Source organism: Alkanindiges hydrocarboniclasticus (assembly GCF_001982605.1).
Classification (GTDB): Bacteria; Pseudomonadota; Gammaproteobacteria; order Pseudomonadales; family Moraxellaceae; genus Alkanindiges; species Alkanindiges hydrocarboniclasticus.
Genome location: NZ_MLCN01000008.1, coordinates 84,429 through 105,432, shown reverse-complemented (window position 1 = coordinate 105,432; position 21,004 = coordinate 84,429). Strand labels below are relative to the sequence as shown.

General features: G+C 47.6%; 21 protein-coding genes and 1 tRNA gene. 15 read left to right on the top strand and 7 right to left on the bottom strand.

The features are described from left to right. Nucleotides 1–9 precede the first annotated feature (9 nt). From BKE30_RS03640 to BKE30_RS03605, 8 genes are all read left to right on the top strand, one after another. Nucleotides 10–2,271, top strand: a complete 2,262-nt coding sequence (locus BKE30_RS03640) for a TonB-dependent receptor (protein WP_076877294.1) — start codon at nt 10–12, stop codon at nt 2,269–2,271. Nucleotides 2,272–2,430: 159 nt separating this feature from the next. Beyond that, nucleotides 2,431–3,114, top strand: coding sequence for a Fe2+-dependent dioxygenase (locus tag BKE30_RS03635; protein ID WP_076877293.1), 684 nt, complete (start codon nt 2,431–2,433; stop codon nt 3,112–3,114). A 399-nt stretch (nt 3,115–3,513) separates the two neighbouring features. After that, nucleotides 3,514–5,205, top strand: a complete 1,692-nt coding sequence (gene leuA / locus BKE30_RS03630) for a 2-isopropylmalate synthase (protein ID WP_076877453.1) — start codon at nt 3,514–3,516, stop codon at nt 5,203–5,205. Between the two features lie 150 nt (nt 5,206–5,355). Further along, a complete protein-coding gene (gene metX, locus BKE30_RS03625; protein WP_083698416.1) occupies nt 5,356–6,594 on the top strand; it encodes a homoserine O-succinyltransferase MetX in 1,239 nt (412 codons plus the stop codon). Next, complete coding sequence (gene metW, locus BKE30_RS03620) at nt 6,584–7,177, top strand: methionine biosynthesis protein MetW (protein WP_026471190.1); 594 nt, start codon at nt 6,584–6,586, stop codon at nt 7,175–7,177. The genes metX and metW overlap by 11 nt, the downstream gene beginning before the upstream one ends. Next, nucleotides 7,174–7,764: a tetratricopeptide repeat protein gene (locus tag BKE30_RS03615; protein ID WP_076877292.1), complete on the top strand. Its 591-nt coding sequence runs from the start codon at nt 7,174–7,176 to the stop codon at nt 7,762–7,764. Before metW ends, BKE30_RS03615 begins: the two co-directional genes overlap by 4 nt. 115 nt (nt 7,765–7,879) lie before the next feature. Beyond that, nucleotides 7,880–8,500 (top strand): RdgB/HAM1 family non-canonical purine NTP pyrophosphatase, encoded by a 621-nt coding sequence (gene rdgB / locus BKE30_RS03610; protein ID WP_076877291.1) that lies wholly within the window; start codon nt 7,880–7,882, stop codon nt 8,498–8,500. 55 nt (nt 8,501–8,555) lie between these two features. Continuing rightward, nucleotides 8,556–8,993: a DUF2059 domain-containing protein gene (locus tag BKE30_RS03605; RefSeq protein ID WP_076877290.1), complete on the top strand. Its 438-nt coding sequence runs from the start codon at nt 8,556–8,558 to the stop codon at nt 8,991–8,993. 5 nt (nt 8,994–8,998) lie between these two features. On the opposite strand, the gene BKE30_RS03600 is transcribed toward BKE30_RS03605, so the two are convergent. Next, nucleotides 8,999–9,796, bottom strand: a complete 798-nt coding sequence (locus tag BKE30_RS03600) for an NRDE family protein (RefSeq protein WP_076877289.1) — start codon at nt 9,794–9,796, stop codon at nt 8,999–9,001. Nucleotides 9,797–9,903: 107 nt separating this feature from the next. Here BKE30_RS03600 and lgt point away from each other — a divergent pair, with 107 nt between their 5' ends. The 5 genes from lgt (at nt 9,904) to msrA (ending at nt 13,589) form a co-directional block, all read left to right on the top strand. Beyond that, a complete protein-coding gene (gene lgt / locus BKE30_RS03595) occupies nt 9,904–10,719 on the top strand; it encodes a prolipoprotein diacylglyceryl transferase (RefSeq protein WP_076877288.1) in 816 nt (271 codons plus the stop codon). 142 nt (nt 10,720–10,861) lie between these two features. Next, the gene (gene thyA / locus BKE30_RS03590; protein WP_076877452.1) at nt 10,862–11,704 is read left to right on the top strand and encodes a thymidylate synthase; all 843 of its coding nucleotides are present in this window, start codon (nt 10,862–10,864) and stop codon (nt 11,702–11,704) included. A gap of 100 nt (nt 11,705–11,804) precedes the next feature. Beyond that, complete coding sequence (locus BKE30_RS03585) at nt 11,805–12,320, top strand: dihydrofolate reductase (RefSeq protein ID WP_076877451.1); 516 nt, start codon at nt 11,805–11,807, stop codon at nt 12,318–12,320. 149 nt (nt 12,321–12,469) lie between these two features. Beyond that, entirely contained in the window at nt 12,470–12,973 is a 504-nt protein-coding gene (locus tag BKE30_RS03580; RefSeq protein WP_158073151.1) for an META domain-containing protein, read from the top strand. A gap of 91 nt (nt 12,974–13,064) precedes the next feature. Continuing rightward, complete coding sequence (gene msrA, locus BKE30_RS03575) at nt 13,065–13,589, top strand: peptide-methionine (S)-S-oxide reductase MsrA (protein WP_076877286.1); 525 nt, start codon at nt 13,065–13,067, stop codon at nt 13,587–13,589. Nucleotides 13,590–13,700: 111 nt separating this feature from the next. Here msrA and BKE30_RS03570 read toward each other — a convergent pair whose 3' ends face one another. Further along, nucleotides 13,701–14,195: a type IV secretion protein Rhs gene (locus tag BKE30_RS03570; protein WP_076877285.1), complete on the bottom strand. Its 495-nt coding sequence runs from the start codon at nt 14,193–14,195 to the stop codon at nt 13,701–13,703. 422 nt (nt 14,196–14,617) lie between these two features. On the opposite strand from BKE30_RS03570, the gene BKE30_RS03565 reads away from it, so the two are divergent. Then, entirely contained in the window at nt 14,618–16,255 is a 1,638-nt protein-coding gene (locus tag BKE30_RS03565; RefSeq protein WP_076877284.1) for an NAD+ synthase, read from the top strand. A gap of 6 nt (nt 16,256–16,261) precedes the next feature. Then, nucleotides 16,262–17,383 carry a hypothetical protein gene (locus BKE30_RS03560; RefSeq protein ID WP_076877283.1) on the top strand — a complete coding sequence of 374 codons (1,122 nt, stop codon included), beginning with the start codon at nt 16,262–16,264 and terminating at the stop codon, nt 17,381–17,383. 45 nt (nt 17,384–17,428) lie between these two features. Here the strand turns inward: BKE30_RS03560 and BKE30_RS03555 are convergent, their stop codons facing one another. The 5 genes from BKE30_RS03555 to BKE30_RS03535 form a co-directional block, all read right to left on the bottom strand. Beyond that, nucleotides 17,429–17,887 carry a DUF305 domain-containing protein gene (locus tag BKE30_RS03555; protein ID WP_076877282.1) on the bottom strand — a complete coding sequence of 153 codons (459 nt, stop codon included), beginning with the start codon at nt 17,885–17,887 and terminating at the stop codon, nt 17,429–17,431. 184 nt (nt 17,888–18,071) lie between these two features. Then, complete coding sequence (locus tag BKE30_RS03550; protein WP_076877281.1) at nt 18,072–18,338, bottom strand: hypothetical protein; 267 nt, start codon at nt 18,336–18,338, stop codon at nt 18,072–18,074. A gap of 108 nt (nt 18,339–18,446) precedes the next feature. After that, entirely contained in the window at nt 18,447–19,037 is a 591-nt protein-coding gene (locus BKE30_RS03545) for a BLUF domain-containing protein (RefSeq protein ID WP_076877280.1), read from the bottom strand. A 277-nt stretch (nt 19,038–19,314) separates the two neighbouring features. After that, nucleotides 19,315–19,391: transfer RNA gene (locus BKE30_RS03540), tRNA-Met, on the bottom strand. A gap of 403 nt (nt 19,392–19,794) precedes the next feature. Next, nucleotides 19,795–20,919: an MBL fold metallo-hydrolase gene (locus BKE30_RS03535; RefSeq protein WP_198938037.1), complete on the bottom strand. Its 1,125-nt coding sequence runs from the start codon at nt 20,917–20,919 to the stop codon at nt 19,795–19,797. Between the last annotated feature and the right edge of the window lie 85 nt (nt 20,920–21,004).

Here is a 21,004-nt window from a genome sequence, read left to right as displayed (position 1 = left end):
ATACATGCAATGACACATATCGTTAGTCGCAAGAAAAATACGGCAAGACACAACAAGACTGTGCTTGTTTCCATGCTATCGCTGGCCGCCTTGCCCGCTTTGGCTACCGCTGCTGAAACTGATGTATTACCTACCATTCAGGTTACTGCTGAAGGTGCTTCAGGCAACGATTCCTACAAAGTTGACAATGTTCAGTCTTCCAAATTTACTGCCCCGCTGCTGGATACTCCAAAATCCGTAGTTGTGATTCCCAAAAAAGTTCTTGAAGACACACAGGCAACTACCCTTAGCGATGCCCTGCGTACCGTTCCCGGCATTACACTGGGTGCAGGTGAAGGCGGCAACCCGAATGGCGACCGTCCGTTTATCCGTGGTTTTACTTCTGAAAGCTCCATTTATGTGGATGGCGTGCGCAATGCCACCTCACAAAACCGTGAAATGTTTGCAGTAGAACAGGTTGATGTCATCAAGGGTTCAAGCTCTACCATTGGTGGTGGTGGCTCAACTGGCGGCAGCATTAACATGGTTTCCAAGGTTGCCCATCAGGGTGATGCACTGGAAGGCACAGTATCCGGTGGCACCGATAACTACGCCCGTATTACCTTAGACGGTAACAAGGATTTTGGTAATGGCGTGGCTGGCCGTGTGGTCGTGCTGGGCCACCAGAATGAAAAGGCGGGTCAGACTGATGGCACTGAATACAAGCGTGCTGGTATTGCCCCTTCCCTTGCCTTGGGTCTGGATACTGAAAACCGCGCTATCCTGAGCTATTACTATTTAAAAACTGACGACATGCCAGACAGCGGTGTGCCTTATAACTTCCCTAACGGCAAGCCGGTTGCTGTGAAACAAGGGATTTATTATGGCTGGAAAGACCGCGACTTCCAGAAGCAGGAAAACCAGATTGGTACATTAAAATTAGAACATGATTTTAATGACAACTTGACCCTTGCCAATACTGCAGTATGGTCAAACTCTAAAAATGACTACCTGTGGACCCAGCCAGACGATAGTAAAGGCAACGTGGTGAATGGTCAGGTGTGGCGTCGGGTAAACTCGCGCATTACCGATACCGATACCTTCAATAACCAGTTGGCGTTAACCGGCAAGTTTAATACAGGTCTGCTCAAGCACAGCTTTAATGTAGGTACTGAATACAGCAAGCAGGAATCTGACCGGGGTAGCTATACCGTGGCAAACTCGGCTGGTGTTGTAGGGCCATTTGGAACCACAAAAGGTTGTCTGGGCCAAACTGGGTTTTCATCCCAATACTGGTGTACCAGCCTGACCAACCCAACCTCCAGCGACCCCTGGTTTGGCAGCCGCATTGCCAACAAAGGTGCGACTTACATCAACACTGAAAATACCGGTGTGTATTTACTGGACAATATTGCCATTACCCCGCAATGGTTGCTGGATCTTGGCGTGCGCTGGGACAAGTTTGAAACCGAAGGCACGGCAACCCTGCGTGGTGCACCTGCCCCCGTACCAGTCAGCCGTGATGATGACTTTGTTACCTATCAGGCAGGCGTCACCTTCAAACCGGTTGAAAACGGCAGCATTTATGCCAGCTATGCCACGTCTGCCAATCCGGTTGGTGTAGATGCCGGTGACGGTTCTGAAGGAATCAGCTCTACCAACCAGAATCTGGAGCCTGAAGAAGTCCGCACCATGGAAATTGGCACCAAGTGGGATTTCCTGAACAACAAATTGAATGCCACGGCTGCCATTTTCCGGACTGAAAAAACCAATACCCGTGCCACCGATGCCAATGGCAATACCCAGAATATTGGTGAGACCCGTGTTGATGGTATTGAGCTTGGCCTGACTGGTAACATTACAGAGCAATGGGCAGTATTTGCTGGCTACAACTATCTGGACAGCGAACTGGTTGATGGCGGTGCGGTGAATGTTGGTACCACAGCAGCACCCAACTATGTTGCAGGCCTCAATAATGGCAAACAGGTACAAAACGTTGCCAAGAACAGTGCATCTGTATGGACAACCTATCAGGTATTGCCACAGGTAAATCTGGGTGCTGGCGTGTTCTATATGGACAAGGTATATGGTGATGCTGCCAATACCAAGTACGTGCCGGCCTACACCCGTTATGATGCCATGGCACAGTATATGGTGAATAAAAACGTCAACCTGCAGCTCAATGTCAATAACCTGTCAGACAAGCGTTATTTCACCAAGGCGTATTCTTCACACTATGCCATTGAAGCAGAAGGCCGTAATGCCATTTTGTCGCTAAACTTCAAGTATTAATCAGTGTTCAAAATCCCATAATCAGTTTATGGGATTGCGCTACACGCTGTTAATAGCCTCCGCTGTGAGGCTATTTTCTATTAAGCCACTTCATTGATGCAGATGTGCTGATCAGTTTTAATTGAGTTTCTTTAATCGGGTATAGTTGAGGGCGCTGTCTTGATTCATCATATTCCTAATGTCTTAACGCCTGATCAGGTTCAGGCATTTCGCCAGCAAATGGATCAGGCCGACTGGACCCATGGCAAAGTTACGGCCGGAACGCTGTCTGCGGCAGTGAAGAAAAACCAGCAATTGCCGGAAGACTTACCGCTTACCCATGCCTTAAGTGAACAGGTCATGGCGGCAGTATGGAATCATCCATTGTTTGTGTCGGCGGCCCTGCCACACCAGATGATTCCCCCACTGTTCAACCGTTACCAAGCCAGTGAATCGTTTGGTTTTCATGTAGACAATGCCATTCGGCTGATTCGTGGCAGCAATCAGCATATCCGTACCGATGTTTCCTGCACGCTGTTTTTAAGCGATCCCGAAGAATACGACGGTGGAGAACTGGTTGTAGAAGACACCTATGGTTTTCATGAAATCAAGCTGCCTGCTGGTGACCTGATTTTATATCCATCTACCAGCCTGCATCAGGTCACGCCCATTACCCGTGGCTGCCGTGTGGCCTCGTTTTTCTGGGTACAAAGCATGATTCGTGATGACAGCCAGCGCCATCTGCTGTTTAATCTGGATGAAAGCATTCAAAGCCTGCGCGCCCAGCATGGGGACCTGTATCCCGAAGTGATCAAGCTGACCAGCCTGTACCATAACCTGATCCGCATGTGGGCCGAGGTTTAAATACTCAGCTAGGAATCTAAACATTGGCTATTGACAGCTTTATTAAAACGCTTATTATCAGGGTTATGACAAATAACGCTGTATCTTTTGCCCCTTCTTTTTCAGGCCTGCTTAACCGCAATCTTGGCCTGCTGCTACTGCTGCGCCTTGCGCGCATATAATATTTTACCTCGCCCCCTGTGTCGTCCAGACACCATTTAAAAATCAGTGCAGCGCTTTCTGATTATCAATTTTGTTTTTATCCAGCTTGATTGATGATTAAAATTTTAGCCTGATGATTTTAAAGCCAGCGCTTTTAGCCAAGAATTTTTAAATATTTTTTTGAACTTACACTGTTTTTATAAAATTTATTTGACCCAATTTAAGTAATCAGTCAGCCATGCACTGATACGGAGAATGATCATGTTAGCCAATCCAGCCAGCAAATATCGCCGCATGTACCAGCAGGTCAACTTGCCGGATCGCCAGTGGCCCAATAACCAGATTGACAAGGCCCCAATCTGGATGAGTACCGATTTACGCGATGGTAATCAGGCGTTGTTTGAGCCCATGAATCCTGAACAAAAATTAAAAATGTTTTTAATGCTGGTGAAAATCGGCTTTAAGCAAATTGAGGTCGCCTTTCCATCGGCCTCACAAACCGATTTTGATTTTGTCCGCAAGCTGATTGAGGAAAACTATATTCCTGATGATGTGACCATTGAAGTCTTAACCCAAGCCCGTGACCACCTGATTGAACGTACCTTTGAATCCTTAAAAGGTGCCAGGCAGGCCATTGTGCATATTTACAATGCCACATCGCCAACCTTTCGTGAAAAAGTGCTGAAAGTAGATCGTAACGGCAACAGGCAGCTAGCGATTAATGCGGCGCAAAAGGTAAAGGAATTGGCCGCCTTACAGCCAGAAACTCAGTGGACATTTCAATACAGCCCGGAAACCTTTACCGCAACCGAACTGGATTTTGCCAAGGAAGTCTGTGATGCCGTATGTGAAGTCTGGCAGCCAACCCCAGATAACAAGATTATTTTAAACCTGCCAGCTACCGTGGAAGTGGCATCTCCCAATGTGTATGCCGACCAGATTGAATGGATGCACCGTAATCTGGCCATGCGTGACAGCGTCATTATCAGCGTACACCCGCACAATGACCGGGGCTGTGGCGTGGCCGCAGCAGAACTGGCACTGATGGCCGGTGCTGACCGGGTCGAAGGCTGTGTGTTTGGCAATGGCGAACGCACCGGCAATGTGGATGTTGCCACGGTTGCGCTGAATATGTACACGCAAGGGATTAGCCCAAACCTTGATTTTTCCAATATCAATGAAATTATCAGCACTGTGGAAGAATGTACCGGCCTGCCTGTACATCCGCGTCACCCCTATGCTGGTGACCTGGTGTTTACCGCGTTTTCCGGTAGCCATCAGGATGCCATTAAAAAAGGCTTTGAACAGCAAGACCCCAATGGCTACTGGGACATGCCTTATTTGCCGGTTGATCCCAAAGACCTTGGCCGTAGCTATGATGCAGTAATCCGGGTAAACAGCCAGTCTGGCAAAGGTGGCATTGCCTATTTGCTGGAAGCGCATTATGGCGTGGTGTTGCCGCGCCGTCTGCAAATTGAGTTTAGCCAGGTGGTACAGGATTACAGCGATACGCACGGCAGCGAAGTGACTGCACAAGTGTTGTGGACTCTGCTAAACCAGGCCTATATTCAGGTGCATAAGCCATACCAGCACATTAACTATGAACTGACCGACAAAAACGGCAAGCAGCACATCAAGCTGTTTATTGAACACAATGGTGGTGACCATGTGTTTGAAGGAGCTGGTAACGGTCCGATTTCAGCAGTCATCGATGCACTGGGCTTGCCGCTTGACGTGCTCAGCTATGAAGAACGCAGCCTTTCACATCAAGGGGGCACAGGGGCCAATGCACAGGCGCTGGCGATTGTAGAACTCAATGATACCGAGCAACAGTACAGTACTTTTGGGCTTGGCGTGCATGACAATATTGTCACGGCATCCATTCAGGCAATCCTGTCCTGCACCAACCGCTTGCAACAGCGCAAGACTGCGGCCAGAACCACGACTTAAGGTTTTGATTTGCCAATAAGACATTGATCAGTGCAGCATCAATTGCTGTGCTGATTTGCACAGCAAACGGGCATTCTCCTCTTGCCCTCCCTGTCCTGCCCCCGTACACTCGGGGGTTTGGTTTAACTGCTATCAGGATAAATTTTTATCGTGGGTTTATCGTCTGACTCGTCTACTGTTAACGGGTTTCCTGCCGACTCTGTGGGTGTTGTTACACCCCGCTGCGAGCATTTTGAGCAACCCTTATTGCTGGAATGTGGCCGCACCCTGCCACGCTTTGAACTGATGGTTGAAACCTATGGCAGCTTAAATCGTGATGCATCCAATGCCATTCTGATTTGCCATGCGCTGTCTGGCCATCATCATGCAGCAGGTTATCACAGCACGCAGGACAGCAAGCCCGGCTGGTGGGACAGCTGTATTGGCCCCGGCAAGGCGATAGATACCAACCAGTTTTTTGTGGTGGCACTCAATAATATTGGTGGCTGCCATGGTTCTACTGGCCCGACGTCGCCTAACCCCGACAATGAAAACCGGCCATATGGCCCGGATTTTCCACTGGTGACTGTACGCGACTGGGTGAATACACAGGCCCTGCTGGCTGACCGGCTGGGGATTAGTATCTGGCATGCCGTGATTGGTGGCTCGCTGGGCGGCATGCAGGCGCTGCAATGGGCCGTTGATTACCCCGATCGTCTCAAAAACTGTGCGGTGATTGCCAGCACACCCAAACTGTCTGCCCAGAATATTGCCTTTAATGAAGTGGCACGCCAGTCCATCCTGTCAGACCCGGACTTTCATGGCGGCCGTTATCTGGAGCAGGATACCTTTCCAAAACGTGGCCTGATTCTGGCCCGTATGGTGGGACACATTACCTATTTGTCTGATGATGCCATGAAGCAAAAATTTGGCCGCGACCTTAAATCCGGTAAATTTTTATATGGCTATGATGTTGAGTTTCAGGTGGAAAGCTACCTGCGCTATCAGGGTGAACAGTTTAGCCGCAACTTTGACGCCAATACTTACCTGATTATGACCAAGGCACTGGATTACTTTGATCCGGCACGCGACCACAACGAAAACCTGACACAAGCCCTTAGCCGTGCACAATGCCGTTTTTTGATTATTTCCTTTACCACTGACTGGCGCTTTGCCCCTAGCCGTTCGCAGGAAATTGTCGATGCCTTAATCAAAAATCGCCAGCCGGTAAGCTATCTGGATATTGATGCACCACAGGGCCATGACTCATTCCTGTTTCCAATTCCGCGCTATGTAAATAGCCTGAAAGCCTTTTTAAGTGCCCCGCTCTACCCCCAAAATACACATTCTTTTACACATTCTTCAATAAAAAATTCCGATGTTGCGGGAGGCAATACCCATGCGTCTTGATCAGCAACTGGCAGAAAAATGGATTAAGCCACATTCCCGCGTACTGGATCTGGGCTGTGGCGATGGTGAGCTTCTGGCCCACATGCAACGCAAATTGCACATTAATGGCTATGGTCTGGAAATTGATGAAGACAAGATTACGTCAGCACTGGGCCGTGGTTTAAACATTATTCAACAAGACCTTAACGAGGGTTTGGGCCGCTTTGATGACCAGAGTTTTGACTTTGTGGTTATGGCACAAGCCTTGCAAGCTGTAGAAGCACCTGACCAGTTATTGCTGGACATGGTTCGGGTTGGCAAGCAGGCCATTATCACTTTTCCCAATTTTGCCCACTGGAAAACCAGAAGCTATTTAGGTATAAAGGGGAAAATGCCTGTATCTGACGCATTGCCATATATGTGGTACGATACGCCAAATATCCATTTGTGTACGTTTCGTGATTTTGAAGCCTTATGCGCTGCAAATCACATACACATAATTAACCGTCTTGCGGTCAATGGTGATCAGCAAGGAAGCTTTCTAATGAAGCATATTCCCAATTTATTTGGGGAAATTGCAATTTATCGAGTGAGCCGAACATGAAAAAACAAATTGCTATTCTCATGCTAAGCCTTGGCATTACAGCAGGTGCTGCCCATGCCGAACTCATTATGAACCCGGCGAGTGTCAACGCATCAACCAATTATGCGACTATGGCCGTGCCCTCACTACAGGCTGCTGCCAAAGCAGGTAGTGCCCCTGCCCAGTTTTATCTGGCAACCCGCTACAAGCTGGGTCAGGGCGTTAATGCTGATCTTGCTCAGGCATTTTCATGGTACAAAAAAGCAGCGGATCAGGGTGTATCGGCTGCGCAACTGAACGTTGGGCAAATGTATGCTGAAGGCCGTGGCGTGAAACAGGATATTAATAATGCCAAGGTTTGGTTACAAAAAGCGGCCAAACAGGGTGACAATCGTGCCAGCTATAATCTGGCGCTGATTGAAGAACGTAACCAGAACCTGTCTTCTGCCTATCAATGGTATGAGTTGGCTTCCCGTGATGGCATGCTGGACAAGAATGTCAGCAAACAGGCACAGGGTAAAATCCTGAAACTGGCTGCCAACCTGACCCAGCAGGATATTCAGGCTGCCCGTGACCGTGCTGACCGCTGGTTCCAGACTGCTGAATAACAGGCCAGTCTGGCAAACCATTTAAATAAAAGGCACTCTGGCAAAGAGTGCTTTTTTATGCCTATAAAGTTTTAAAGTAAAACCCAAAGCCATCCAAGCAGCCGCAGGAAAACCTATGCAACACGACTGGTTAACGCAAGATCAGCTGGTTCTGGCCAGTAACAATGCAGGCAAGATTGCCGAACTTCAGCAGATTTTTTCAACGCTAAACCTACCTATTCAGGTAGTGCCGCAAAAGCAGTTTGAGATTCCGGATGCCGTAGAAGATGGCTTAAGTTTTATTGAAAATGCCATTTTAAAGGCCCGTCATGCTGCGCAACTGTCCGGCAAACCGGCGCTGGCCGATGATTCCGGCTTATGCGTGCCAATTTTAAATGGCGCGCCCGGCATTTATTCTGCCCGTTATGCTGGTGAACATGGCAATGATGCCCTGAATAACCAGAAGCTACTTGATGATTTAAAACCATATCGCAGTGGCACCCCAACTATTCAGGGTTATTTTGTTTGCGTACTGGCACTGGTGCGCCATCAGGATGATCCATTGCCACTGGTTTATCAGGGCATCTGGCAAGGTGAAATTTTGGAACAACCGCGTGGTAGTGCTGGTTTTGGCTATGACCCACTGTTCTGGCTGCCGGAGCTTGGCAAAAGCAGCGCTGAGCTGGACAAGGCTGAGAAAAACAAAATCAGCCATCGCGGTCAGGCCATGCAGTTGTTTAAACAAAGCTTGATTTAACTCTAATCGTTTATTTTTCTAGATAAAATGGGAGAACTCTGCAATGAAATCATTCATGATATTCATTTTAGCGGCCTTATACTTTAGCCCAAGCTATGCGGCCTTTAATAATTTAACACCAGAAAAACTGGCATTAGCCCAGCAGATTGTTACGCTGGACAACTCCAGAAAAATGCTTCAGGCCACTATTAAATCAGTGATGGAGCAAACCCGCAGTAAACTTCCACCCGATACCCCAGAAACGTTTTTTTCTAACCTTGAGCAAAATATTGATCAGGAAAAAATGCTGAATGATCTGGTTCAGGCTTATGGTTCAATTTATTCTGAGCAGGATATGAAAGCGCTAATTGCCTTTTATCAAAGTGCTGAGGGACAACAGGTTGCTACTAAATTTCCTGATATTGTGATTAAGCTCGCTGAGTTATCCAGTAATGTTTTTAGTGAGGCACTCCATAAAACCTTGCAGCAGTCGCAACCCAGCCCTGCCCCATAATGCGGCTATATATGCCAGTAGCCTATTTTTTTAGCAATAGGATTTCCCATGTCAGGCACATGGGTTTTTTCGACAAACTCATAGCCTTCTCTGTCCAGTGTTAACAGGCTGGAAACCCGCGTGCCATACATCGGGGTTTGAATAAAAATGGACGACAGCAGTTTTTCCCAATCCGGACTAATACCAGTTATCGGCAGTGCCTCATCTTCAGCCTGAATACGATCACTTAATATCTGCCATACGGTATTAACCACATCATCTGAAACCGGTTGCCCGGCTTTGCTGGCCAGCATTATAGGCAGGACTTCCTGTGTTACCCTCAAGCGCAGGCGTTCCATTTTGGGCCATGGCTCACTAATCAGGCCATTGGATAACGTGTACAACCCACTGGCTAGAGGAGTTGGCGGCGTACCGCGATTACTGAACACCACTGCTTGTGATAAATCACCTACGATCAGGTTAAAACCGGCATAGCTATGCTGGGCAGCCAGCTTTTGTGCAAAGGCCATGGGCGACACATTACTGTTTAAATAATCGGTTACCAGCAGCCCCCGCGAGCGATCATGTGGTGTTAGCTGCTGTGATGATAGAGGTTCACGATAATTGGTCAGCACGGCCCATTTACCCTGCTTGGTCATACCCAGCCATGTACCATGCGACACAGAGTCCTGCCCTGCAATAATGCAGCTATCTACCCATTCACCTAATGGTGCTGCCGGACGGGCATAAAACTCATCGCGGTTACTGACCAGAAAAACAGGACGATCCGGCAGTATTTGCCATGCCAATGCGGTAATACACATAAATTTCAAATAAAAACAGTCACAAATTGAGCTATAGAATGCGCTAGAATGCGGTTAATTTGCAATTTAACTTTGCTAAACCAAGTTGTCATCGTACTGGAATAATTATGCTTGTCTTCCCGGAATTTGATCCTATTGCGCTATCGCTAGGCCCTATCGAGGTGCACTGGTATGGCCTGATGTATGTGCTGGCTTTCCTGACGGCTTATGCGCTGGCCACTTACCGGGCAAAATCCCGTGATGGCTGGACGGCAGAAATGGTGTCCGATCTGGTGTTTTATGGTGCCATTGGCGTTATTCTGGGTGGGCGCATTGGTTATGTGCTGTTTTATGAATTTAATAAATTTTTAAGTGATCCGGTGTGGCTGTTTAAAGTCTGGACTGGCGGCATGAGCTTTCATGGCGGCTTTATTGGCGTGATGATTGCCATGCTATTTTTTGCCCGCAAGTACCAGAAGACAGCCTTTCAAACGCTGGATTTTATTGCGCCCTGCGTGCCAACTGGCCTGTTTTTTGGCCGCATTGGTAACTTTATTGGCGGTGAACTGGTGGGCCGTCCGGTGGAAAATCTGAACTATCCACTGGCCATGATTTTCCCGCATGTCGACAATATTCCACGTCATCCCTCGCAGTTGTATCAGGCGCTGGGCGAAGGCATTTTACTGTTCATCCTGCTGTGGTGGTTTAGTGCCAAGCCACGTCCGCGCATGGCGGTATCTGCCGTATTTTTGATGGGCTATGGTCTGGCCCGTTTTTTTGTGGAATTTTTTCGCGAGCCGGATGCCGATCAGGGTTTTATTCTGCTGGGCTGGGTCACCAAAGGCCAGTTGCTCAGTTTCCCAATGATTATTATTGGTATGTGGATGCTGTGGTATGCCTACCGTCGCCGGATTTATGACTGGGGTCCGCAGAAAAACACCTAAAACAACACTAAATTCAGCCATAAGCCACCATGTTTTTCAGGTGGCTTTTTTATGCCACATGAATTTAGGCGGGTACTCGTCTTAAGTGCGTTTTGCGCTATACTTGTGCATTCTGATTAATCGCAAAACCGGCTGGCCTGCTATGCAACAATATCTTGATTTATTAAAACTGGTGCTTGAACACGGTGGCAAAAAGTCAGATCGCACCGGCACCGGCACCACCTCGGTTTTTGGTCACCAGATGCGCTTTGACCTGTCCAAGGGCTTTCCTATTGTTACCACCAAACGGGTACACTTCCGCTCGGTGGCGATTGAACTGTTATGGTTTGTACGTGGCGATACCAACGTGCAGTATTTGCAGGACAATAAGGTGACAATCTGGGATGAATGGGCAACTGCCGAGCAAACGGCGCGTTTTGGCCGCCCGGCAGGAGAACTGGGGCCGGTCTATGGTCATCAATGGCGCAATTTTGGGGCTACCCAACAAGCGGATGGCAGCTATAACACCGATGGATTTGACCAGCTCCAGTGGCTGGTGAATGAAATCAAGACCAATCCCAATTCACGCCGCCTGATTGTCTCTGGCTGGAACCCCCGTGAGGCCAATGAAGTCGCGCTACCACCCTGCCACACCCTGTTTCAGTTTTTTGTGCAGGATGGCAAACTGTCCTGCCAGCTTTATCAGCGCAGTGCCGATATTTTTCTGGGTGTGCCGTTTAATATTGCCAGCTATGCCCTGCTTACCCACATGATTGCGCAAGTCTGCAACTTGCAGGTGGGTGATTTTGTCTGGACCGGTGGTGATTGCCATTTGTATAGCAATCACATTGAACAGGCCGAACTGCAACTGAGCCGTGATCCGCTACCCCTGCCCCAGCTAAAACTTAATCCGGCAGTCACCGATCTGTTTGACTTTAAGTTTGAAGATATAGAACTCATAGACTATGCGCATCATCCAGCCATTAAGGCACCCGTAGCAGTTTAAAAGTAGCCTTGGTGTGCTGCAAAGTAAAAAATGATGCCTTGCATTCGTAAAACTGCATAAGGCTTTAGCTACCCACGATTGAACGAAAAGAGACATGAATATGGCCTGCAACGGACTCGAAATTGTACATGTGGTTGCCATGGATGAGCAGCATTGCATTGGCGTCGATAACCAGTTGCCATGGCACCTCACAGAAGACCTCAAACACTTTAAACGCATTACCCAGGGCGGGGTAATTGTCATGGGCCGTAAAACCTATGACTCCATGGGCCGCGCATTGCCTAACCGCATTAACTGGGTGCTGACCCGTGATAAAAGCTGGCAGGCAGATCAGGTTAAAGTTGCGCATACACTGGATGACATCCTCAATCAGGCCAGTGCCGATATTAAACAACTGGAGCAGCAATCCCTTTTTATTATTGGTGGCGCTGAAATTTTTCGGCAAACGCTGGACATTGCCGACCGGCTGGAACTCACCCATGTTAATTTAAATGTCAAAGGCGATACCTTTTATCCAGCTATTCCTGAATCATTTCAGGCTGTAAGCCGTCAGCCCGTGCAGGACGAAAAAACCGGGGTAGCCTTTGAATTTGTGCGTTATCAGCGCCTGCCATAATCCTACATATTTGCCAGTTGCTCTGCTTTTGGCAACATTGTCTTACTGTTGCGCTATATAAGCCCTATACATGTTTTAGCTGCTTTCTGTTTTGATAACTGTAAATCAATTAAAACCATGGACATCATATGGCCCTGCAATTTTTTAGCATGTTTCTTCATCCATCACGTGCACTTTACCTGACGCTAACCTGTGCCGTGCTGGGTGTTGCTGCCTGTAGCAGTACACCGGCGCTAAATCAGGCTGGTGAGCTTCAATTAGAGGCTAATGTTGCCACGTCCAATTCCTTAAAGATATTAACTGGTTCACGCTGGGAACAAGTTCAGCCTATGGATGGTTCCACCGATGGCATCAATCCGGAAATGCGGCCAGCCCTTCAGCTTGATGAAAATACCGGGCGTTTTTCTGGTAATGATGGTTGTAACCGGGTTATGGGCAGCTATCAGGCTGACATGACCAGCTTGAAATTCGGCCAGATGGCCAGTACCAAAATGGCCTGTATTCCCGGCAATGACAGCGTGTCGCGTAACTTTGCCGATGCTTTAAGTCGTACTACAGCTTATCGCCTTGAAAGTAATTATCTGATTTTGCTAGATGCTGCTGGCGATAAACTGCTGACCTTACGCAAGGCAGGCAGCTCAGCGCCCAAATAACCCTTATGCATAGCAGCGCAGGCATTTTAATTTGATTATGTACTGCAATTAAGGCAACTTTTTATTTAGGCATTGCTCAGGAGATTTATTCATGGCGCAGCAACGTGCAATATTTGGCGGCGGTTGTTTCTGGTGTACCGAAGCCGTTTTTCGTCAGGTCAAAGGGGTAAGTCAGGTTATCAGTGGTTACGCCGGTGGTGCGCGGCCTAACCCCAACTATGAACAGGTGTGCTCTGGTGCAACAGGCCATGCCGAAGTCATTGCAGTGGATTTTGATGACACTACGATCAGTTTTGACACCTTGCTGGATATTTTCTTTGCTACCCATGATCCCACGACATTAAACCGTCAGGGCAATGATATCGGTAGCCAGTACCGTTCGGTCATTTATTACCAGAATGAGCAGCAACAACAAATTGCCCAAGCCAAGATTGAACAGCTTAAACAGCAAGGCATTAATGCAGTGACAGAACTCAGTGCAGCCGTGCCCTTCTATGAGGCCGAAAGCTATCATCAGGATTTTTATACCAAAAACCCTACCCAAGGTTACTGTAATTTTTCTATTCCACCCAAGCTATCCAAGTTAAAACAGTACTTTGCTGACCAATTGGTGTAAGCCTTAGGCCATTAAATTTTACAGCATTGTAAACCCTCTTGCAGATTGCAGGCTTATGCAGGGTAACGGGAAACAACCATACCAATCATGAAAGTGATCAAACAGTGAGTATTAAACGACGGTTGATTGAAGTGGTGGCGGCGACGTACTAAAAAATGGCAGGCAGCGTTCAAGAGCGCGGCAATCCTGCCCTAGACTGCGCTGGACAAAAAAATCCTGTACCATTTGTGCCTGCTGCTCAATGCCGTACTGAAAAAAGCTTTTGCCTTCTTTAAGCAAATATTGGTAACGGCGATCCAGTATGGCACGCCGGATTACTTTCATACCCTGCTGTACCTGCCACACATGCGTCATTTCATGAATAAACCAGGCCTGCTTGCCCAGTGGGGCCATAGAAAAATCATTCAGGCAATCAGCCGGGTTAAAATAAATATGGCCATTAGGGCTAATGGCGTAGCCCGGCACTACCCAGCCACTGGCAACAATCAGAGGTTTATCCAGATCAAGCTGGTCGTGAAAAACAGAATACGCCAGACTTTTTTCACCCAGCGTTAAAGGGCGATATTTTTTGAGGCGCAGGATCTGATTTAGCAAACTATGGCTCATAAAAAAATGTCAGTAGGAATCGCATAAAGCGCTATTATTGGTGTTCGCTGCCCTTGATAGCAAGCCGTTGATAAAACCCGCGTTGTAAAACAAGTCTTAAAGAACAGGCCATATTATAAGCGTACTACATCACTTCTTTACATTAATTTACCGTTAAAAATAGTATGGTGACTTTAGGACGCTGTTTTTTAAAATGCCGGAAATTAGGATATTTAGCTGCATTTATGTGCTTCTTTCGTCGAAACTTTTTCTAAAGGCAACATAAATGCTTTACAATATCTGCTAATTTTAATTACTTTTTTGCACTATAAGCCTTTGTTGTCGCAATGCAATTTATAACAGTCATATCGCATTCGCCCATCAACAATGCAGTGCAAAGCTTGCCCTGATAATGGTCAGGGTACTAAGGAAATCGGATTATTATGAGTGTGTTAACCTTTGCCCTGGCGCAATTTTCTCCCCGTGTTGGTGATCTGCTGGCAAACGCAAAACAAATGGTGCAGCTTGCTGAACAAGCCAAACAAAAAGGTGCTGATGTCATTGTTTTCCCCGAACTGGCAGTCACCGGCTATCCTCCTGAAGACCTGTTGCTACGGGCCAGCATGAACAAGCGCGTCCGTAATGCGCTGGATGTGCTAAAGCAGGTCAATGGCATTACCATGGTAGTAGGCTACCCCCATCAGGATGACCATCCTACACAGCCACAGCCGCGCTACAACTCCGCTGCGGTATTGTGTGATGGCAAGATTCTGGGTGTTTATCACAAGCAATACCTGCCTAACTATAGCGTTTTTGATGAACGCCGCTATTTTACTACCGGATCACAGCATGTGATTCTGGAAATAAAGGGCCAGAAAGTAGGCCTGCTGGTATGCGAAGATATTTGGCAGGAAAAACCCATTTGCCAGTTAAAGAAACTGGGGGCCGATCTGGCGGTGGTGCTTAATGCCTCACCATTTGAAACCGGCAAGCATGACCGCCGCAAGCAGCTCCTGCAAACCCAAACTAAAGCCAATGCAATTCCGCTGGCGTATGTCAACTGCGTGGGTGGACAGGATGATCTGGTGTTTGATGGTGGCTCCATGGCAGTGAATGCCGATGGCAGCATTGCTGCTGAAGCCAACCGCTTTAGCGAACAGATTTTACTGACTGAATTTGACTGCGAAACGCACGCCTTTAAACAGCAGCCAGCCGTTGCCGCGCTGTCACCGTTGGCCGAAACTTACCAGACACTGGTGGTTGGCGTGCGTGACTATGTGAACCGCTCCGGTTTTCCCGGGGTGATTCTGGGCCTGTCAGGTGGTGTGGATTCAGCCTTAAGCCTTGCCATTGCTGTGGATGCACTGGGGCCAGAACGGGTCAATGCCGTGATGATGCCTTTTGCCTATACCGCCCAGATTAGTCTGGACGATGCTGCAGCACAGGCCAAACGCCTAAATGTGGCTTATCATGTGGCCGAAATTCATAATATTGTGAATAGCTTTGTCAGTACCCTGCATCCGTTCTTTGGCGACAGTGACGTGGGCGTAACAGAAGAAAACCTGCAAGCCCGTACCCGGGGTATGTTGTTAATGGCGTTGTCCAACAAGTTTGGCCACTTGGTACTGACTACAGGCAACAAGTCAGAAATGGCGGTGGGCTATGCTACCCTGTATGGCGACATGGCCGGTGGCTATGATGTGCTAAAAGATGTATACAAAACCCAAGTGTTTGAGCTGTGTCGCTACCGTAACTCACTGGAAGAAACCCCGGTTATTCCAGAACGCGTGATTAGCCGTCCGCCATCTGCCGAGCTACGTCCAGATCAGGTGGATCAGGACTCCCTGCCGCCGTATGAAATTCTGGATGCCATTTTGCAGGGCTACATAGAGCATGACCTGAGCCAGACGGCACTGGTTGAACAAGGCTTTGACTGCGATGTGGTCAACCGTATCATTAACATGGTAGACCGTAATGAATACAAGCGCCGCCAGTCTGCCATTGGCCCGCGTGTGACCAGTCGTGCCTTTGGCCGTGAACGCCGCTATCCACTGGTCAATGGCTGGCAGGCCGGAGATTAATCCTTAATGACCCAGTTATCAGATCAGTCATCAGGTCAGGCACCGGATCATACCGTTCAGTCAGTAGACCCTGCATCACAAGCCCGCTTGCTGGCTGAGCAGTTACTGGAAGCACAGGTGGCGTTTGTCAAAGCACGCCTGAACAGTGCCGAACTTAGTGATCAGGCCAGCAGCCTGATCAACTTTTGTCTGGAACAGGGCAAGGATATTACGCTTGAAGAAGTCGTGAGTGCCGAGAGCATTCGCGAAGTGGTTCAGGTGTATGCCTTTGACCTGAATCTGGGCGCTGGCATGATTGAACTGATTGGGGCCATGGCCCAGCGTCTGTATAGCGAGGCCAATCATCTGGCCCCTACCCTGCAAACGCTGATTTCCAGCCAGCAACTGGAACAATGGATTGACAAGATTCTGGAACTGGATCAGGTTCGGCATCATCTGGTACAGGCGGTATTGCAAAGTCCTGCTGCCCATGAAGTTATTGGCCAGATTATTTCCAGCTTGCTTAAAAAACAGCTGCCCAACTGGCGTGAACAGATTTCCCTGCAACTGGGTGAAGGCTGGCTGGCCAAAACGCCCCTGCTGCCGCGCCTGATGAAACTGCTGTTACAACAGGAAGAAAAGCTGCTGGCAATTGCCGAACAGCATTTAAGCCAGTTTATCCAGAATCAGGGCACTCAGTTGCTTGGTCTGGATGCTGCTGAATTAAAGGATATTGCATGGCAGGTTTGGCTTAATATTAAAGACCTTCCGCTCAATGAGCTGTCCAGTGGCATTGAAGCACTGGATATTGAAGAATTTTTTGTGCTGATTTATGAACTATGGCGTGAGCTGCGCCAGACTGAATATTTGCAACGGCTAATTTTTACCGGTATTGATGTATTTTTTGAAGTGTATGGCGACTATCCGGTATCTGAACTGCTAGAAGAAATTGGCATTAGCAAACAGCACCTGATTAATGATGCCAACCGCTTCCTGCCGCAGGCCATTGCCGCATTAAACCAGCATCAGGTGCTTGATCAGCTGATTCGCTTGCAACTCAGCGATTTTTATCTCAGTCCGTCTACCCTGAATTTAATTCAGCAAGGTTTGTTGACAGCCACCGCGATCCAGCCGGCCTCGCCTGAATAAATAGTCGATCCCTCTTTATAGGCTGTACAGCGGCAATGGGGCTGGTTACTGGTTTTTATCCTGCTCCAGCTCATTAATTAGCTGCTTCATCCGGATAATTTCTTCTTTTTGCGTTTGAATAATCCCATCTGCCAGTTCCCGCACCCGTGGGTCTTGAATACTGGCGCGCTCACTGGTAAGGATGGCAATGGAATGATGCGGAATCATGGCTTTCATCCATGAAATCTGGTCCACCGTGGCCTGACTGCGCACTAGCCATAACGACAAGGTGGCAATCACCACACTGGCAGCATAAATCATCAGGTTATATGTTTTGTTGTGATACATGCCCTGCATAAAGCTCAGCATGACAATGGCCATGACTGCACCCATAAAAATAGCCATATAAGCCCGGGTTTCACTAAAGAAAATATGCTCGGCCTGATAGACGTTGCTGTACATCATCACAAACATGGCCAGTGTAGAGGCCAGAATCATCAGGCCAAACTTCAGGTAAGGATTCATTGAGCGTCCTCATTTTTTACACAATGATCCCTACCCTAGCCAGCTTTTTCCCGATTTTAAGTTATGATTTGGTAGGCAAATGTTTATTGTGTTTTGATTAAGGAACTTATGCGACGGCAGTGTTTTGAGGTATGGCCAAATTAGGCGAATACCTGTTTAAAAGCCTACCCGCATGGACTATTGCTTAGCGGATTGTAATAACTTCACAGAAGCCGATTTCATCGAGTAACGTATGATGTTGCAGGTCATATAAATACACTTTGCTCAAGGTGTGCTGAAAAGTTTTTTTAAGTGCCACATGCATAAATTTTTGCAGCTTGAGTTCCTGCCACATTTTTTCATAGCCAGTCGTAATGCGGTGTACATACAAGTCATCCACCATATAGGCCGGTTCGCCATCAATGGAGAAGGATATATTGGGATTATCCTGAACCAGTAAATCAATAATCATGCTGTCCTCCCTTTACCTTTATTGCCGATCAATCCATGTTAAAACGAGAAAAAATGCATGCCATACCTGTTTGGTTAAGCAATATCATCTGATCTTCATAAAGCGGCGCTAAAACATGAAAAAACCGGAAGTACCCGGTACTAGGGTAACAATTAGATACAATGGTAGCAGCGCCAGTAGGATCCATGCGGCCACCATGCCCATATCCCAGACACTCATGACATAACCACTCTGGCTGGCTTCCAGTGCCATTAACGCCTGATTTGGCTGACCGGGATGATTACGGGCATCGTTGTATAAAGTATCCAGAAACGGATGAATCAGGGTGGTATTGAGTAAATAGGGATTGAACACCGCCAAGTGGTTCTGGCTAAAAAAATGCTCTACGGGTGCCTCAAAATGCACATAACGCAGCCCCCATTGGTCGAACCTTAGTTGCTCCCTGCTTTCATAAGACAGCAGCGTGATATCTTGATGGCGCGAATCCTTGAGCAAATGCTGATACAAGTCATCAACCTGGTGCTTTTGCCCTTCAATGCACTGGAAAAAATAGCCGTTACCATACAGTAGCACCCCGGTAAGCTGATGGTTAGAATTATAACCGGTAGCAGAATCAAGAATCTGGAGCAAGTCATTGCGGATATGGGCCGGATTGGCAGTTGCCGTACTGGCGTAGGCCAGTCGAACATAAGGTATCATTATTATCTTCTATATAAGCGGAGCCATCTTGGCTTCTCAAGAGCCCATTGTACGCCTAAAAAATGGTCAAATCTATTATTTTTAAAAATTACTTAATATAGGCTAAAATTTTTCTTATCAATTATAAAGCTAAGGCTAATCAGTGCCTGTAGCTTATTTAACCGCACCAATAGTCATACAAGTAGTTATAAATATGACCCATAAAAAAAGTCCAGTCGGTGAGACTGGACTATAAAACTTGTTTTTCAGAAATCTTTACCATTGTCTAAATAAACAATGGTAGCGGGGGCTGGATTTGAACCAACGACCTTCGGGTTATGAGCCCGACGAGCTACCAGACTGCTCCACCCCGCAGCAGAGGTGGCATTTATACGCGCCTATTGTTGCCACGTCAACAAAAAAATCAATTAGTTTTATACATTGCACATTTTTTAGCTCATTTGCGCTGTTATTGGTTAAATAGTGTCTTAATGATAGGTCACTAGCGAAGTACTAAGCAGCATATAGGTTGTAATTAAAAATAATGGTAAAAAAACGGAAATCAGGATGATCTGGTTCAGTTTCATGGCAGGGTTCTCATTCGCCAAACAAGGAAACCGATAGACTACTGAACAGATATTTAAAACCCATTACAGCCAGATTACAGCTTGCTTTATAGTTCAGGCATCCATTCGCCCATGCTGCAAGCTGACAAGGTTAATAGGCATCACTGAATAACTGGCCAACACAAGCCGCCTGCCCTATTGCAACTATTGGTTTAGCTGGCGGTATAGCGCATGAGTTCCTGTGGGTCATGCGCACAAAACAGGGAAACCTCATCACCATGATGCAGGGCCAGTTGTTGCAGGCGCGCCAGATTGGCTATCCGTGGCTTGGCATAGGTTTGTACCAGCTTTTCAAAGAATTTTAATCCCGGCGGCATACGTGGTTGCGCGCTAATCTGGCTGTGGTGAAAATAAGCGTCGCCACAGTGCAACAGCCATTTTTTACCCTGCCGCACCGCCACACCAACATGGCCTTTGGTATGGCCAATCAGCGGAACCAGCAGCAGGTCATTTGCCAGTGCGGTAATGGGTGCAATGGCATCAAAACCAAACCATGGCTGCTGTGCCTGGCTCTGGCTTAGAGAATGCACCACCCATTGCGGCTGGTGCTCAAATTGAACCGAACGGAAACGCAACAGGTCACGCATGTCCGGCTGCACAATTTGCAGTAATTCCGCCTCAAGCACGTGTACTTTGGCATGGGGGAAATCGCTTAAGCCACCAGCGTGATCCAGATCCAGATGCGTGGGAATAATATGGCTAACAGCTTCCGGGGCATAGCCCAGTGCCTGAATCTGGTACAGCGCAGTTTCGCTTATATCCAGTGTGGGTCTGGCCAGTTTTAAAAAGGTATCTCCCAGCCGTCCCCGTGGATTCTGGACATCACGACTGCCAAAGCCACAATCCACCAGAATCAAACCCAGCGTGGTTTCAAGCAGCAGACAATGACAAACCAGCCGCGCCGGTTTTTTCCAGCTGCCATAACCATTGATCAGCTTCTGGCAAGCCGGGCACATGGTGCCGCAGTTTAGGTGATGGATACGCAAAATCTGCCCAGTCTTGCGCTGGTTCACACTGTGAGTGCTGTTACTGTGTTTACTGTTACCGGGATTACCCTTATTCGTGCTCTGGTCATCTGGATTATTAATGTCTGTACTGCCGCTATCCCGATCCCTGATTATCGGCATAACGGATTTAGACACAGTGGTTTGAGACGGACTCATTGTAGATAAACTGGTTTTCACTATAGCCGTTGCTGAGCGTCTGCTTATGGGGGTATGTGCTTTAAAACTACTGGGTTTAGCATTGCTGGTTTCACTATTGTTGTTTTCAGTCATGGCGTTTCACTTCCTGTTGGCCGATTGGATGGCATATGGCTTGCTGTCCCACTGGCAGTATTATTTTTTTTAAGTTAAAAGTGTT